This window comes from Rothia sp. HMSC073B08 (assembly GCF_001812975.1).
Lineage (GTDB): Bacteria > Actinomycetota > Actinomycetes > Actinomycetales > Micrococcaceae > Rothia > Rothia mucilaginosa.
In genome coordinates this window covers 1-374 of sequence record NZ_KV811059.1, presented here as the reverse complement: position 1 = coordinate 374, position 374 = coordinate 1, and the positions used below count along the sequence as shown (strand labels likewise).

The window sequence follows — 374 nt, the reverse complement described above, 5'->3', positions numbered from 1 at the left end:
GTTGAGCGTCTTGGTGATGCTGATTTGTGGTCGGCTTTGTCGGTGGCTTGTGCTGATAATTTTGTGCGTGGTCTTGAGGGTGGTTTGGATGCTCAGTTGGGTGAGTCGTTTGGTGGTGTTGGTCTTTCGGGTGGTCAGTGGCAGCGTTTGGCGTTGGCGCGTGTGGTTCTTCGGGATGCGCCGGTGTGGGTGTTGGATGAGCCGACCAGTGCTGTGGATGCTGAGACTGAGGAGGAGATTTTTGCTCGGTTGAAGGTGGCTGCTGTTGGGCGTTTGGTGGTGTTGGTGTCTCATCGTGCGTGGACGTTGCGTGGTGTTGATTCTGTGGTGGTGTTGGATGGTGGGTGTGTGGTGGAGCAAGGAACCTACCGGGA

At 56.1% G+C, this 374-nt stretch carries 1 protein-coding gene; it reads left to right on the top strand.

Annotated elements, in window-relative coordinates; all coding sequences use genetic code 11:
- A partial coding sequence (locus HMPREF2884_RS03425; protein WP_141753493.1) for an ATP-binding cassette domain-containing protein occupies positions 1 to 374 on the top strand: 374 nt, incomplete at both ends.